We start from the raw sequence: 13,432 nt of genomic DNA, 5'->3' as shown, positions 1-13,432 counted from the left end.
CCCGGCCACATGTCCCGGCGTTCAGGACAAGCGGTCTCGGGTGCCGAGAGCCGATCAACCCGCTTGATCCGCGACGCCATCGCGGTCAGGTTGAACAGAAAAATCGTTAGATCACAAAATTTGGCCCGTCAAGCAGGGGAAAGTCCCCTTAGCCGCTCTGATCGACGTCGCAACAATTCCACTGTGGTAAGCAGTGCAATTGAAAGAACAACAAGGATCGTCGCCACCGCCAGAATCGTCGGGCTGATCTGTTCGCGTAATCCGGTGAACATCTGCCAAGGAAGTGTTTTCTGGCTAGCCGAGCCGACGAACAGAACAACGACGACTTCGTCAAATGAAGTGATAAAGGCAAATAGGCCGCCCGAGATAACGCCCGGCAATATCAGGGGCATCTGAATCTTAAAGAAAGTACGAACAGGGCCAGCTCCCATGTTCGCCGCAGCTCGGGTTAGGGACCGATCAAAACCGACCAACGTCGCGGTGACCGTGATGATGACAAACGGAATCCCAAGAACCGCATGTGCCAGGATCACTTTCAAGTAACCGACAAAGTTCTTGTTCATACCAAGCGTGCCCTCAAGGAACCGGCCAATATCGCTATAGAAGAAGAACATACCAGTCGCAGAGATGATCAGTGGTACAATCATTGGCGAGATCAGAATACCCATGATTGCCCGCCGCCCCGGCACGTGTGACTGGCTAAGGCCAATGGCTGCCAATGTACCCAATGTAACTGAAATAATTGTCGCAATCGGCGCGATGATCAGCGAGTTCTTGAAACTGCGTTGCCATTCATTGTTGGTAAAGAAATCCCGATAGTGTTTGAGCGAGTACCCTTCAGGATCCAAACGCAGCATTTCTGGGGTAAATGTAAAGAAGTCTTGCGCGTTGAAGGAAAGGGGTAAAACCACAAGAATCGGCGTGATCAGGAATACGAAGATCGCCCCGCAGATCACCCGGAACAGATAGTGGTAAAAGACCTGTTTCGCTGTCAGATAGGGCAAAAGTTTACGACGATATCGCCCTTCGTAAAGCCAATATATGAACCAAGCAAAGAACCATCCCCCTAGCAAGCCCAGCACGCCACCCAATGGGCCGGCAATTGCGAACCCGCCCGCGCCAAACCCGATGATGTTGATCCACCGCGCCATTTTTTCATTCTTGAGGACGGTGATGTAGAACCATGCCAAAGCTGCTATCAGTGCAGCGCCTGCCAGAATTCCCAGAATGATCGAGCCATTGCCGGCACCAACGAACATACCGGCGAATGCGCCAGCCAAAGCAACGCTGGGAAGAACCATCGACAAAGGTTTGCGGGATATCGGTGTCAAAGCGGCCATGTCGTTTATCCCAGCTTCACGTTATCGATGCCCACGATTTTGTCGTAGACCCAGTAGAGTAGCAGAACGACGGCAAGGAGGATCGTGCCCAAGGCCGCCGCCAATCCCCAGTTCAGCGAAGAGGAGATGTGATAGGCGATCCGGTTCGAAATAAAGACACCCTTTGTACCGCCGACGATTTCCGGGGTGATGTAGTACCCAATTGCCAAGATAAAGACGAGTATAGAACCGGCTCCAATACCTGGAATGGATTGTGGGAAATAGATGCGCCAAAACGTGGTCCAATTGGTTGCGCCCATGGATTTCGCCGCGCGGGTATAAGACTCGGGTATTGTTTGCATCACCGAGTACATCGGAAGGATCATGAACGGCAGCAGGATATGCGTCATAGCAACGATAGTACCGATCTGGTTGTTTATGATGACCAGTCTCGCATCGTCGGCGACAAGTCCGAGCCATACCAGTGTTTCGTTGATGACACCTTGTTGTTGCAACATGACTTTCCAGGCCGAGGTTCGCACAAGAAGCGAGGTCCAGAAAGGTAAAAGAACAAGTATCATCAGCAGGTTGGACACACGCATTGGCAACGTCGCCAGCAGGTAACTCACCGGATAGGCCAACAGAATACACGCGCCAGTAATTACTAGCGACATGAACAGCGTCCGCCCAAACAGTTTTATCAGAATCTGTTTGTCTTCGGGCTGCGGCTGAGCGCCTTCAGGAGTGCGGCGCATATCCACTGCGTTCAAGAAGTATCCATTGGTCACCTGCGGCGAATGCGTCTTGATTACCCGCCAGGTCTGTGGATCTCCCCAACCTTCGTGGATTTCGATCAGCTGTTCCTTGAACGGTCCGTCGGTTTCCGGATCTAGCTTACGCAAACCACGTCCAGACCTGCGAAACATCGAAGACATTCCGGTTTCTTCGTAGTTCAGGCGCGATCCCAGCCGCGTGTGTTCTTTGTTTTCGATCGCGACGACCATGTCGCGAACGAAGGCATCATAAACTTCTTCGCCGGGTAATTCGCCGCCTGTTTCGTCCCAGTTTCCAAGGGCTTCGACCGTTAAAGGCAGGGTGTCTGAAACGATGCTGTTTTCGACTGAACGGAATAACATCGAGGCGATCGGCACAATAAATGAAAACAGAACAAACAATAGAAGAGGGGCAACTAGAAGCAGCGCTCGTAATTTTTGGCGCCGTAGGGAACGAGCCAACGATTGCTTGAGCGGTGTTCCGTCCGCGGCCAGCATAGGTCCGGCGTTATCGCTTGCGTCAGTCATCTTTGCCCCTTGGATTTTTCTTGTCAGAGGGCGACGAACCGCCCTCTGACTTAATTTAGGCTAGGTGCCTGTATTATTGTGCCAACCAAGCCTGGAATTTGGCATCGATGTCGTCACGGTAGTCGGCCCAGAACTCGTAGTTATAAAGGAACGTGTTCTTGGCGTTCTCCGGATCGGTCGGCATGTGTGGCGCCATGTCGATGCCCAATTCCGCATGCTGACCAACCAGCGGTGCTGAAGAAGCACGGGCCGGGCCGTAAGAAATATACTTGGCCTGATCTGCAAGACGCTGAGTGTCTGTCGCGAACATGATGTAGTCCAGTGCGCGCTGCTGGCGCTCTTCGCTCAAGCCAGCTGGAATGATCCAGCCGTCCAGATCGAATACCTGCGCGTCCCACAACATTGCCACGGGCTGCTTTTGCTCTTCGATTACGCTGAACAAACGTCCGTTATAGGTCGAACCCATGACAACTTCGCCATCAGCCAGAAGTTGAGGGGTGTCCGCACCCGCGGACCACCACACTACACTGTCTTTAATGGTGTCCAGTTTAGCCAGCGCTTGATCCTGCCCTTCGGGTGTTGCCAGCACATCATACACGTCGTCTTTTGCCACTCCGTCGCACAGCAAAGCCCATTCCATGTTATTGATCGGACGTTTTTCGAGCGAGCGCTTACCTGGGTAGGTCTCAAGGTCGAACACAGCGCAGATATCTGATGGCGGGGTGTCACCAACAAGATCTGTGCGATATCCAAAGGTTGTCGAATAAACGATCTGTGGAATAAAGCACTCGCTTACCAACAGGTCGCCAAAGTCCTCGGATGCGGGCGTGCCATCAGGTGCCGGCGCCAGTTGCGTGTCTGGATCGATTTCCAGCGCCAATCCTTCGTCGCACAGGCGGATCGCATCCGCAGCCACAACGTCAACTACGTCCCAGGTTATGTTGCCTGCTTCGTTCATTGCGCGCAGTTTGGCAACCGCTTCGGCCGAACTGTCGTCGTTCAGGATAGTGACACCGGTCTTTTCCGAATAGGGCTCGTGATAGGCCTTGAGTTGCGACTTGGAATAGGCGCCGCCCCAAGAAACAATTGTCATTTCCTGTGCTGACACGCCGCTGGCCGCAGTCGCCAATGCAGCCGCAGTAAGCAGTGATTTAGTTGGTTTCATTTGTTACTCCCAGTACTTCCCGTTTATTTGTTTGATCGGCCGATGCACGGGTTTTCACCAGCCGGTCCCTCAGTACAGCCACGTCTGCTTTGCGTGACTTGGTCTATGCGTCGAGCGCACGACAATCCTGGGGCAACCACCCGATTTCGATTTCTTGCCCGGGTTTCAGCCGGACAGCATCAGGTGCATTGCGGGTTTTGACTATGAATTCGTCATTGCCAGCCACGGACATACGAAAACGGAAGACATCACCCATATAGATGAATTCTCTCACCGTTGCCTTCAGAGTGTGTGCATCGGCATGTAGACGATCCTTGTTGAATTCAACGCGCTCCGGACGAATGGACACTTTGGTGCGTTCACCAGCTTCGTGAACATTGATCGGCACAGCATCAATCTCCGATCCGTCATCCAACTGAACCAGACACGTGTCGCCTTGGATGGATTTCACTACACCTTCGAGAGTGTTGTTCTCGCCAATGAATTGCGCCACGAAACTGTTCTCTGGCTCTTCGTACAGTTGATCGGGCGGCGCCAACTGTTGAATTCGGCCGTCGTCAAAAACTGCGACGCGGTCAGACATAGTGAGCGCTTCGGTCTGGTCATGCGTCACATAAACCGTGGTAATGCCCAGTTCGTGTGCCAGACGAGTGATTTCGAACTGCATATGCTCTCGCAGCTGTTTGTCCAACGCACCAAGGGGCTCATCCATGAGCACCAGTTCGGGTTCGAACACCAATGCTCGGGCTAGCGCAATGCGCTGTTGTTGTCCTCCGGAAAGCTGGGCAGGACGACGACCGCCGAACGCTCCCATCTGCACCATATCCAGCGCACGGCTAACTTTCGCTTCGCGGTCGGATTTGCTCAATTTGCGAACCTCAAGCGGAAAAGAAAGGTTTTCGGCCACGGTCATGTGCGGAAATAGGGCATAGTTCTGGAACACCATGCCAATACCCCGCTTGTGCGGCGGAATGTTGTTGATCGGTCGCCCGTCGAGCAGGATTTCCCCATGTGTGGCTGTCTCGAAGCCAGCCAGCATCATAAGGCAGGTCGTCTTGCCAGATCCGGAAGGGCCGAGCATCGTGAGAAACTCACCTTTTGGCATTGCTAGATTAAGATCTTTAACGACGAGATTTTCGCCGTCATAAGACTTCTGAACGCGTTGAAATTCGACAAACGCGGCGTCGTTCGTTGTTTCGGCCACAAGACCCCCTGTTTCGTCAAATGATTATCCGAGAGTGTCGGACCTCATTGATCAATGAGAAGCAGTTAAGACCAAACAATACTTGGTTTGCAACATAGAATGCAAAAATCACGTTGTTTGACTTCTATTTACTATATCAATTGATACTATTTAGGCGTTGCATATGCCAGGCTAAGCTTTGGTTGCTGGACAGCACGGGTTTACCGGTTTTTTTACGAATCTGCGGAATTGCCGCATAAGTTCGAAGGTTGGTGCAACTCAGGAAAATTGCATCGACAGACGGGTCAGAGCCCAGGCGGCATGCTGCTTCAATGATCGATTGTTCGGAAATGCGCGCAACCTTGGCTTCTTCGGCTTCGCCAAACGTACCGAAGATATCCGTTGATATTCCGTTTTCGGAAAATGCCTTACGCAACGGTATGTTGACTTCTTCAATATACGGCGAAAGCAAAGCAAATTTCGAAACGCCCAATTCCTTTGCACAAGCCGTTGCCGCCAGCAGCGGGTTTGTGACCTCAGCCGTGTCGCAAGTCTGTTTCACCAACTGCGCAACCCGATCTGATCCGATGACCGAGCTGGCCGAAGTGCACCCATATCCAATAACACGATATGGTCGAGCACTAGGCAACAAGCGGGCCGCCGCAGGCAGAGCTGTTTCCATTTCAGCCAGACTGTCTTTGGTTACTTCGACACCACTTGGAATGCGGGTAACGTGGATTGGGAAAGCCCGGTCCGAGAAGTACTGGCTAAACTCGGGCTCCAGTGTTTCGTCCGTTTGCAATAGAATCAGCCCTATCGGCGAAGCTGCCGGATTATCCTGGTCGAGTGTGTAGGGTATTCGTGTCATAGCTCGATCAAATCTGGTCCAACTCTCGGGCTGATAAAGCGAGGACCATTATCGGTAATAACAATGTTTTCCTCATGCACCAGAATTTTTCCTCCGACAGTGATGCCAGGCTCGAGTGTCAGAACCATTCCCGCTTTCAGCACGGTATGATCCGTAGGGATGAGTGATGGCCACTCGGTCAGCGACATACCCAACCCATGCCCCAGTCGCCCCGCATCCGTGCCTTCAGATTGATTGGTCAGCACGTCGTTCATTACACTGAACAAATTTGCGGCTGTTGCTCCGGGTCTCGCAATCTCGAACGCGGCGTCCGAAGCTTCTATCAGCCTAGAATAGGCAGATTTAACATCAGGATGCGCGGCTCCTATCGACCAGTTGCGGTCGAAATCTGAAAAATAGCCATCCAAGACCAAACCGGTGTCCAGCATCAAAACATCTCCGGGCTCCAGCGGTGTCGGGTGTGCTGGTGAGATGACATCGGTATAACCGCCATGTTCTGCGCCTCCGGCAAGATAAGGTACCCAGTCAGCTCCTTCCTCCAGGCAGAGAATTTGAAACTTTCTGAAGATTGCGTCCAGCGGCACCCCGGGTTTCGCGATCTCGGGCACCCGAGCAAAAGCACGGCCCGCGATGCTGCACGCGGTTTCAATCTTTTCGATCTCGGCGACGGATTTGACCATTCGTAATTTGCGCAAAATGCCCATATCACCCGTGATGTGGCGAGTACCAAGCGCTTCTTTCAAACTCTGTATATCTGCCATTGGCATACGGGCGTGGGTCTCGTGCCCATCCGGCATCCCGATGTCGGCGTCAGCGGGTGTCAGTTCCTGCAATGCGTCAGCTAATAGTGAGACGCCGTCATCCTGCAAGTCTGGCGCGCTCCAGGTTCTGATATCGTCCAACCACGTCTGGCCCATAAGCGCGGCTCCGATAGACGGGATCACAGCTACGGGTTTTCCGGATGCAGGTAAGACAAGATACCAGGGACGCGTCGGACTTTCCCAAAACCGCGTCAGAAAACCGGTAAAGTACCTTACGTCAGTCTCGGTAGTCAGTAACAAAGCAGATAAGCCAGCTCTCTGCATCAAGTCTTGAGCTCGCATCACACGTGTCTGGAATTCGCTCGGTTCAAACCCCCTCATTCAGCGACCTCAGACAAAAAGCACAAAACACGAGAACGATCTTCGATCTCCATGGAATGCCGAGCCGCATCATTCATAACCGCAGCTACACCGGCACCGCCGGAAGCTGTGGTTTCCAGCCCTAGCGCAGCAAGCGCGCTAAGTTGTTCGGACACCTCGTCATCTGACAGGGTCAAAAACAAGTCCGCGTCACGGGCTAACCCATTTAAGGCGATCAGCGAAGGTTCCTTGCAGTCAAGCCGTCCCATGATGCTGTCTGGTCCGTCAGCAAAAACGCACATACCCGCAGCAATACTGGATTGCAGCGCAGGTGCTGCTTCGGGCTCGACAACGACTATCTTTGGGGCATCTCCCCAGACGGTGCGTGAGTAAGCCGCCACTGCGCCAGCCAATCCGCCCACACCGGCCTGCAATATTATGTGCGTAGGCGTCTCAGGACATTGCGCGACGGCCTCTGCCGCCATTTGTAGATACCCTTCCATCAGAGTGTATGGTATTTCAAAGTAACCTTCCCACGAGCTGTCCGAAAGTAACGTCCAGCCATTTTCGCAGGCCGCATTATTTGCCGCCTCCATACTGGCAGCGTAATCAGCACCACTTCGAACAACAGATGCACCCTGTTCACGTAACCGCTCAGCAAAGCTTTCGGGAACGGTTTCGGCGATGAAAACAACTGCTTTGGCACCGAATATTCTGGCACCTGCCGCTACGCTCATTCCGTGGTTCCCTGCGCTGGCAGTGACGTAAGTAGATCCGGTCAACGTATCGAACCCCGGTTCGTCTGATTTTTCGGCGGCGTGGCGTGCAATTACATATGCGGCACCCAATGCCTTGAATGAACCAAGGTTCATACGGGCTCTTTCGTCCTTGACCCAAAGATGCGCGACCTGAGCCAGATCCAAGGCGTCGACCAGTGGCGTTTCTTTGGCAGCTGGACACAATGAAAGAAGGTCTGCAACACGCGTGGCGTCGGTAGAGGGATATGGAGCAGATGGCGCCAGTTTATTACCCGCTCGGTGTGGGTTTTTGATAATGCGCATTTTGCCTCCGAATATCTGGTGGTCAGACGTGATCTGATTGTTGAAATTCTGTCAAGCTCTGCGGTGGTTGCGCGGCTTCAACCACTTCGTAGTTGAAACTCGCTCGTGCAGAACATCGTTGGTCCTGGCTTAGTGAACATTATTCGGGCGTGATTTCAGTTTGCCGGATGCCCTTCCGCGTGCGGCAGTCGTTCAATCGCGCTCGCGGAATCTTCAAAGGCTAAAACGGCAGCGTCTCTTTGGATGACGCAAAACTTCAAGTGAACACCGCAAAATTGCTGGGCGATGGCAATTACAATGTTCAATGATGTTTGAAACATTGGCGAGGCAGGAATGCGGTATTCTGGATTTCGAGTCATTAAGGAGGCCTTGACAGGCCACAAGGGCTGGACCCCCGCATGGCGGGATCCCGAACCCAAAAACGAGTATGATATTGTCGTTGTGGGCGGCGGTGGGCATGGCCTGGCGACTGCTTATTATTTGGCCAAGGAATTTGGTCATGCGCGTATAGCAGTTCTTGAAAAAGGTTGGATCGGCGGCGGCAATGTGGGTCGAAATACAACCATCATACGGTCAAACTATCTTCTTGATGGGAATGAGCCTTTCTATGAATTCTCGCTGAAATTGTGGGAGGGATTGGAACAGGACTTCAATTTCAACGCTATGGTCAGCCAGCGTGGAATCCTCAACCTCGTTCATACAGATGCACAACGTGACGCGGCAAGGAGGCGAGGCAACGCAATGATCCTAAATGGATCCGATGCAGAGTTGCTTGATACAGCCGGGGTAAGAGCGTTGTACCCTTTCCTAAACTTCAGCAATGCCCGTTTTCCGATTAAAGGTGGTCTGCTGCACCGACGCGGGGGCACTGTACGTCACGATGCTGTCGCTTGGGGTTACGCACGTGGAGCGGACCAACGCGGCGTCGACATCATCCAAAACTGTGAGGTGACAGGGTTTCGCATAGAGAATGGGAAGATTTTGGGTGTTGAAACTTCCCGCGGATATATCGGTGCGAAAAAGGTCGGTGTTGCCGTGGCAGGGTCATCCAGTCGGGTGATGGAGAAAGCCGGAATGCGACTGCCGATTGAAAGCCATGTGTTGCAGGCGTTTGTTTCGGAGGGACTGAAACCCATGATTCCTGGTGTCATCACTTTTGGCGCTGGCCACTTCTACTGTAGCCAGTCGGACAAAGGAGGATTGGTATTTGGCGGCGATATCGACATGTACAACACCTATGCCCAGCGGGGAAATCTGCCAGTGGTCGAGGATGTAATCGAAAGCGGTGTCGCTCTGATCCCGGCGCTTGGCCGGGTGCGGCTGCTGCGTGGATGGGGCGGGGTGATGGACATGTCGATGGACGGATCCCCCTTTATAGACCGGACGCAAGTCGAGGGCCTCTATTTCAACGGTGGTTGGTGCTACGGCGGCTTCAAGGCAACGCCGGCCTCGGGCTGGTGTTTTGCTCATCTGCTGTCCACCGATCGTCCGCATGAGGTGGCAACCGCCTTCCGATTGGATCGATTTCGTTCTGGTCGAATGATCGATGAAAAAGGTGTGGGCGCTCAGCCCAACCTGCACTGAAAGGAGGCCGCTAATGATAATTGATCACCCGCTTCTTGGCCCCCGGGACGCGCAGGAGTTTGTTTACCTAGGCGATGCCACCTTAATCGACCGTCCGGATTGGCAAGCAGAAAACGCAGCGGAGGCATTTCACGACTATCTCTATTTGCGCGATAATCCGGCTGGCGAGCATCGCGAGCTTTGGTATCACGAACAGGGCGACCGGTCGTGGTTGGTAGTAACGCGCAACACGCTGACGCATGAAATTACTTCGGTTGAACTGGCCCGTGACGTAGCCCGGGCACGGGGGCGCGGACGATGAACAAACAAATAAACCGACTGAACGGCGGTCTTATTGATCACGACCAAAGCCTGAGTTTCAAGTTCGACGGTAAACGCTTTCAAGGGCATCCGGGCGATACACTCGCCTCTGCTCTGCTGGCCAATGGCGTGCGGCTTATGGGTCGGTCATTTAAGTATCACCGCCCGAGAGGGGTATTGACGTCTGGTTCGGAAGAACCCAACGCGCTGGTTGAGCTGCGCAGCAGTGGTAGGCAAGAGCCGAACACAAGAGCGACCGTGGCCGAGTTGTATGATGGTCTAGCCGCCAATTCGCAGAACCGCTGGCCCTCGCTGGAACGCGACGTGTTATCGATAAACGACTTGTTCAGCAACTTTCTGACTGCGGGGTTCTATTACAAGACCTTTATGTGGCCCAAAGCTTTCTGGGAAAAGTTGTATGAGCCTATTATTCGAAATGCTGCCGGTCTTGGGAGCATTACAGGTGAAGATGATCCGGATGTTTATGACAAAGGTTTTCTGCACTGCGATTTACTGGTGATTGGGGCCGGGCCTGCGGGCTTGATGGCGGCGCTTACAGCAGGTCGTGCCGGTGCGCGGGTTATTCTGGCCGACGAGGATTTCGTACTCGGCGGACGGTTGAACGCAGAATCGATTGAAGTTGGCGGCGTTGCCGCGTCGGACTGGGCCGCGCATGCGTTGGCAGAGCTATCGGCGATGGACAACGTTCGAGTACTGCCGCGAACCACGGTTATCGGAGCATTTGACCACGGTATTTACGGGGCTGTTGAGCGTATTGCAGATCACCTACCAACACCCGCCAGTGGGCAGCCTCGACAGATCATGTGGCGCATCTATTCGAAGCGTGCGCTGCTCTGCGCCGGAGCAACAGAGCGACCGATTGCTTTTTCCAACAATGACCGACCCGGGATTATGTTGGCTGGTGCGATGCGCGCCTATGCTAATCGTTGGGCCGTGCGCGCTCATGAACAGGTCGCTGTCTTCACCAATAACGATGATGGCCATCGTACAGCTGCCGACCTAATCGCCAAAGGTGTGCATGTTACCGCTGTCATCGACACTCGGGCAGATGCGCCAAGTGTGGACGGAACGGAACTATTTGCTGGTGCGCAAGTAATTGGTAGCAAAGGAAGGCTTGGTCTGAACTCGGTTACGATCCGTACGGACAAAGGCTTTACACGAGAGATCATTTGCGGCGGGCTGGCTGTGTCCGGAGGCTGGAACCCAAATGTGCACCTGACGTGTCATCAACGCGGGCGACCGAAATGGGACGAAGATCTTGCAGCATTTGTTCCGGGCGATAATCTTCCTGTTGGTATGACAGTGGCAGGTGCAGCCGCGGGTGCAATGTCTACTTATGGCGCGTTGCGAACCGGCGCCGAGGGAGCGATTGCCGCACTGTCCGATCTGGACATCCCGGCAGGAGTACCGGAATTGCCCGAGGCAGAAGACTCTCCTGTGAAACTGCGGCCTTTTTGGCACGTTTCCGAAGGAAAAGGTCGAGCTTGGATCGACCTGCAAAACGACGTAACTGTCAAGGACGTGAAACTGGCACATCAGGAGAATTACGTCTCGGTTGAACACTTGAAGCGTTACACCACTCTGGGCATGGCGACCGACCAAGGAAAGACCAGCAACATGGCCGGTCTGGCAGTGATGGCAGAGTTGACAGGAAAATCAATTCCAGAGACAGGTACGACCATCTTCCGCCCTCCCTACACACCTATGGCTATGGGCGCGTTGGCGGGCCGAGCAGTTGGCAAGCATTTCCATCCTGTGCGCGAGACCCCCAGTCACAAGTGGGCAATTGAGCAAGGCGCGGTGTTCACTGAGGTCGGTGATTGGCTGCGCGCACAATGGTTTCCGAAAGAGGGTGAGACTCATTGGAGGCAGTCAGTAGATCGAGAGGTGTTGCAGACCAGAGCTTCTGTTGGTGTTTGCGACGTGACCACCCTGGGAAAGATTGATGTGCAGGGAGCGGATGCCGCGGAGTTCCTAAACAAGATCTATGCCAACGGTTTCGCCAAACTGGCTGTTGGCAAAGTTCGCTATGGCCTGATGCTGCGCGAGGATGGCATTGCATATGACGATGGAACAGCCGCACGATTGGCCGAGGATCACTTTGTTGTAACGACAACCACGGCGAATGCGGTTCTAGTCTATCGCCGGATGGAGTTTGCGCGGCAATGCCTATGGCCTGATCTGGATGTGCAGTTGATCTCCACGACCGAGGCTTGGGCGCAATATGCGGTCGCTGGCCCGAATTCCCGCAAGCTTCTGGAAAAAATTGTCGATGCCTGTTTCGATCTTTCGAATGAAGCATTCCCGTTTATGTCCTGCGCCGAAATCACCATTTGCGAAGGCTGCCGTGCGAGGCTGTTCCGAATCTCGTTTTCGGGCGAGTTGGCTTATGAGATCGCGGTGCCTACACGTTACGGTGACGCGATGATACGCGCGTTAATGGAGGCCGGAGAGGAATTTGATGTTGTTCCATATGGCACCGAAGCTCTTGGCGTCATGAGGATCGAAAAAGGGCACGCAGCCGGAAATGAGCTGAATGGAACCACTACTGCATTAAATCTTGGAATGGGCCGAATGGTCAGCAAAAAGAAAGATTGCATCGGCAATATCATGAGCGAGCGAGAAGGATTGAATCAACCCGATGCACTGCGTTTGGTTGGGTTCAAACCCGTCGACCCTGGTCAGCAAGTGGTTGCGGGGGGGCATCTTATGAAGGCAGACGGCCCAGTAGATGCAGCACACGATCAGGGATATGTCACATCGGCGGCTTTTTCCCCGGTTCTGCAAAGCTCGATCGGCATCGGGTATTTGAAAGATGGGGCAGAGCGTACGGGCGAAGTTTTGCGGTTGGCCAATCCGCTCGAAGGTACTGAGGTCAAGGTTGAAGTTGTAAGTGCTCATTTTGTCGACCCGGACGGAGGACGTCAGCGTGCATAAACTGAAAGCCATCACGCCACTTGGACGTACAGAGCCCAAAACCGATAACTTTACCGGGTTGTCGATCACCGAAAACCCTGCGCGGGCCTTGGCTACGTTGACAGCGCGCCTTGGGCATGAAACGGCTTGCACTGCACAAGTAAGTGCCTTTATCGGGTGCGATTTGCCGGGGCCGGGTAAGTCTGTGGTTGGTGAAACTTATGGTGCGATATGGATTGCCCCAAGCAGCTGGATGATTGAAGCGGATCACACTGGTCACGAATTGATTGCCCAGGAACTCAAGCCTGTCGCGGGTGAAACGGCATCGGTTGTTGAACAGACTGACGCGTGGTGCCGCTTCGATATCACAGGTTCAGCGGCTGACGACCTTTTCGAAAGATTGTGTAACGTGGACGTCCGGGCAATGAATTCCGACACAGCAACCCGAACGACCATCCATCACATTGGCTGCTATCTTTGGTGCCGCAAAGCAGGTTTCGAGTATTCGGTACTGGGTCCACGGTCATCTGCAGGATCTTTGCATCATGCATTGGTCGAAGTTGCTCAGGCTGTTTGTCCGGTCTAATTGTTGC

The 13,432-nt window shown here is 53.6% G+C and carries 11 protein-coding genes; 4 read left to right on the top strand and 7 right to left on the bottom strand.

Features of this window, described 5'->3' with window-relative positions; genetic code table 11:
* Positions 1–128: 128 nt before the first annotated feature.
* The 7 genes from GOV45_RS16855 to GOV45_RS16825 all read right to left on the bottom strand — a co-directional run bounded on the left by GOV45_RS16855 (position 129) and on the right by GOV45_RS16825 (position 8,018).
* A complete protein-coding gene (locus GOV45_RS16855; protein ID WP_170479936.1) occupies positions 129–1,340 on the bottom strand; it encodes an ABC transporter permease in 1,212 nt (403 codons plus the stop codon).
* 5 nt (positions 1,341–1,345) lie between these two features.
* Positions 1,346–2,620: an ABC transporter permease gene (locus GOV45_RS16850; RefSeq protein ID WP_170479934.1), complete on the bottom strand. Its 1,275-nt coding sequence runs from the start codon at positions 2,618–2,620 to the stop codon at positions 1,346–1,348.
* 73 nt (positions 2,621–2,693) lie between these two features.
* Positions 2,694–3,785, bottom strand: a complete 1,092-nt coding sequence (locus tag GOV45_RS16845; RefSeq protein ID WP_170479932.1) for an extracellular solute-binding protein — start codon at positions 3,783–3,785, stop codon at positions 2,694–2,696.
* A gap of 103 nt (positions 3,786–3,888) precedes the next feature.
* Positions 3,889–4,989, bottom strand: coding sequence for an ABC transporter ATP-binding protein (locus tag GOV45_RS16840; RefSeq protein WP_170479931.1), 1,101 nt, complete (start codon positions 4,987–4,989; stop codon positions 3,889–3,891).
* Positions 4,990–5,125: 136 nt separating this feature from the next.
* Positions 5,126–5,836, bottom strand: coding sequence for a maleate cis-trans isomerase family protein (locus GOV45_RS16835; protein WP_170479929.1), 711 nt, complete (start codon positions 5,834–5,836; stop codon positions 5,126–5,128).
* A complete protein-coding gene (locus GOV45_RS16830) occupies positions 5,833–6,978 on the bottom strand; it encodes a M24 family metallopeptidase (protein ID WP_170479927.1) in 1,146 nt (381 codons plus the stop codon). The genes GOV45_RS16835 and GOV45_RS16830 overlap by 4 nt, the downstream gene beginning before the upstream one ends.
* Complete coding sequence (locus tag GOV45_RS16825) at positions 6,975–8,018, bottom strand: pyridoxal-phosphate dependent enzyme (protein ID WP_170479925.1); 1,044 nt, start codon at positions 8,016–8,018, stop codon at positions 6,975–6,977. The genes GOV45_RS16830 and GOV45_RS16825 overlap by 4 nt, the downstream gene beginning before the upstream one ends.
* A gap of 333 nt (positions 8,019–8,351) precedes the next feature.
* Here GOV45_RS16825 and GOV45_RS16820 point away from each other — a divergent pair, with 333 nt between their 5' ends.
* Genes GOV45_RS16820 through GOV45_RS16805 form a run of 4 tightly spaced genes read left to right on the top strand, consistent with a single transcriptional unit; the run spans position 8,352 to position 13,425 of the window.
* Positions 8,352–9,602 (top strand): sarcosine oxidase subunit beta family protein, encoded by a 1,251-nt coding sequence (locus GOV45_RS16820; protein ID WP_170479923.1) that lies wholly within the window; start codon positions 8,352–8,354, stop codon positions 9,600–9,602.
* Positions 9,603–9,615: 13 nt separating this feature from the next.
* A complete protein-coding gene (locus GOV45_RS16815) occupies positions 9,616–9,903 on the top strand; it encodes a sarcosine oxidase subunit delta (protein WP_170479921.1) in 288 nt (95 codons plus the stop codon).
* Positions 9,900–12,860, top strand: a complete 2,961-nt coding sequence (locus GOV45_RS16810) for a sarcosine oxidase subunit alpha family protein (protein ID WP_170479919.1) — start codon at positions 9,900–9,902, stop codon at positions 12,858–12,860. Before GOV45_RS16815 ends, GOV45_RS16810 begins: the two co-directional genes overlap by 4 nt.
* On the top strand, positions 12,853–13,425 hold the full coding sequence (locus GOV45_RS16805) for a sarcosine oxidase subunit gamma (protein ID WP_170479917.1): 573 nt from the start codon (positions 12,853–12,855) through the stop codon (positions 13,423–13,425). The genes GOV45_RS16810 and GOV45_RS16805 overlap by 8 nt, the downstream gene beginning before the upstream one ends.
* Positions 13,426–13,432: the final 7 nt, after the last annotated feature.

Source organism: Ruegeria arenilitoris (genome assembly GCF_013035425.1).
GTDB lineage: Bacteria > Pseudomonadota > Alphaproteobacteria > Rhodobacterales > Rhodobacteraceae > Ruegeria > Ruegeria arenilitoris_A.
The sequence above is the reverse complement of the archived record's forward strand: the minus strand, read 5'-3'. Positions and strand labels throughout refer to the sequence as shown.

Excerpts from the sequence above, each read along its gene's own strand:
- GOV45_RS16810 (WP_170479919.1), top strand. The coding sequence starts at position 9,900 with ATGAACAAACAAATAAACCGACTGAACGGCGGTCTTATTGATCACGAC.
- GOV45_RS16850 (WP_170479934.1), bottom strand. The coding sequence starts at position 2,620 with ATGACTGACGCAAGCGATAACGCCGGACCTATGCTGGCCGCGGACGGA.
- GOV45_RS16835 (WP_170479929.1), bottom strand. The coding sequence starts at position 5,836 with ATGACACGAATACCCTACACACTCGACCAGGATAATCCGGCAGCTTCG.
- GOV45_RS16830 (WP_170479927.1), bottom strand. The coding sequence starts at position 6,978 with ATGAGGGGGTTTGAACCGAGCGAATTCCAGACACGTGTGATGCGAGCT.
- GOV45_RS16820 (WP_170479923.1), top strand. The coding sequence starts at position 8,352 with ATGCGGTATTCTGGATTTCGAGTCATTAAGGAGGCCTTGACAGGCCAC.
- GOV45_RS16815 (WP_170479921.1), top strand. The coding sequence starts at position 9,616 with ATGATAATTGATCACCCGCTTCTTGGCCCCCGGGACGCGCAGGAGTTT.
- GOV45_RS16855 (WP_170479936.1), bottom strand. The coding sequence starts at position 1,340 with ATGGCCGCTTTGACACCGATATCCCGCAAACCTTTGTCGATGGTTCTT.
- GOV45_RS16825 (WP_170479925.1), bottom strand. The coding sequence starts at position 8,018 with ATGCGCATTATCAAAAACCCACACCGAGCGGGTAATAAACTGGCGCCA.
- GOV45_RS16845 (WP_170479932.1), bottom strand. The coding sequence starts at position 3,785 with ATGAAACCAACTAAATCACTGCTTACTGCGGCTGCATTGGCGACTGCG.